Annotated in this window: 1 protein-coding gene and 2 pseudogenes; all 3 read left to right on the forward strand. The window is 63.3% G+C overall.

Annotated elements, in window-relative coordinates; all coding sequences use genetic code 11:
• Positions 1-105, forward strand: a pseudogene (locus tag JCM25156_RS31500) (phosphoadenylyl-sulfate reductase); the annotation flags it as partial.
• Positions 106-189: 84 nt separating this feature from the next.
• The gene (gene cysD / locus JCM25156_RS15800) at positions 190-984 is read left to right on the forward strand and encodes a sulfate adenylyltransferase subunit CysD (RefSeq protein ID WP_025813855.1); all 795 of its coding nucleotides are present in this window, start codon (positions 190-192) and stop codon (positions 982-984) included.
• 25 nt (positions 985-1009) lie between these two features.
• Positions 1010-1704: pseudogene (locus JCM25156_RS15805) on the forward strand (GTP-binding protein); the annotation flags it as partial.

Below are 1704 nucleotides of genomic sequence, written 5' to 3' on the forward strand. Positions count from 1 at the left end.
GCGCCGTGCACCCGCCCGGTGGGCGAAGGCGAGGATCCGCGTCAGGGACGCTGGGCCGGGCAATCCAAGACGGAATGTGGTATCCATGTTCGTGAGATAGGCTGAGACCGGTTTCACCCCCTTCATCGGCCCGGGCCGGGCCGCGTGTTTTTCCTGTTTTCTTTCCTGTTATGGAAGGTCTGTAATTCCATGGACGATCTCGACCAACTTGAGGCCCAGAGTATCTTCATCCTGCGTGAAGCCTACCGGAAGCTGAAGCCGCTGGCGATGCTGTGGTCGCTGGGCAAGGATTCCAATGTCATGATCTGGCTGGCGCGCAAGGCCTTCCTTGGCCGCGTCCCGTTCCCGGTCATGCATGTGGATACCGGCAAGAAATTCCCGGAAATGTACAAATTCCGCGATGAATATACCAAGAAATGGGATCTCGAGCTGCTGCTGGGCGACTGCCCGCCGGTCGAGGACATCGACCCCACCCTGCCGCCCGCCGCACGTTCCGCCGCGCGCAAGACCGCGGGGCTTGCCGCGATGATCGACAAGTACAAGCTGGCGGGCGTGATCGCCGGGATCCGCCGCGACGAACAGGCCACCCGCGCCAAGGAGCGCGTGTTCAGCCCCCGTGGCTCGGGCCATAAATGGGACGTGCGCAACCAGCCCCCCGAATTCTGGGACCAGTACGCCACCCCGCATGAAGCCGGGATGCATGTGCGTGTCCACCCGCTGCTTTCATGGCGCGAGATCGACATCTGGCGCTATATCGAGCGTGAGAACATCCCGCTGGTTGACCTGTATTTCGCCAAGGACGGCAAGCGTTACCGCTCGCTGGGCGATCAGGACATCACCAGCCCGGTCGAGAGCAACGCCGTAACGGTGGCGGAAGTGATCGCGGAACTGGAAACATCCCGCACGTCCGAGCGCGCCGGTCGCGCCATGGACCATGAATCCGAGGATGCGTTCGAGCGCCTGCGCGTGGCTGGCTATCTCTGAGCGGACAGGACGGAGTTACAATACAATGAGTAAAACGATCCCTGCCCCGCAGGAAGCCGCGACCCCCATCGTGATCGTGGGCCATGTCGACCATGGCAAGTCCACGCTGATCGGACGCCTGCTGTATGATACGGACAGCCTGCCCGAAGGGCGCGTCGCGCAGATTATCGAATCCAGCAAGAAGCGCGGCCTGACGGTTGAATGGAGCTTCCTGCTCGACAGCCTCCAGATCGAGCGTGATCAGGGTGTTACGGTTGATTCCACCCGCATTCCCTTCCGTCTGGGCGACCGGCAGTTCGTGATCGTGGATGCGCCGGGCCACCGGCAGTTCCTGCGCAACATGATCACCGGCGCGGCCGACGCCGAGGCCGCCGTGCTGGTGATCGACGCCAATGAAGGCGCGCAGGAACAGACCCGCCGCCACGCCATGCTGCTGCGCCTGATCGGTATCCGCCATGTGATCGTGCTGATGAACAAGGTCGATATCCTCGACTACGACCAGCACAAGATCGAAACCGCCGAGCGCGAAGTGACCGAACTGCTGCGCCAGCTTGAAATTGAGCCGACGCTGTTCGTCCCCGCTTCCGCGCGTGAGGGCGACAACATCGCCAGCCGTTCGGACCGGATGGCATGGTACAAGGGGCCGACCCTGACCGAGGCGCTGGCCCGGGTGCCCGCGCCGTCCTCGCGCGCGGATCTGCGCTGCGCCTGCCGGTGCAG

It is taken from the genome of Komagataeibacter kakiaceti JCM 25156 (assembly GCF_000613305.1).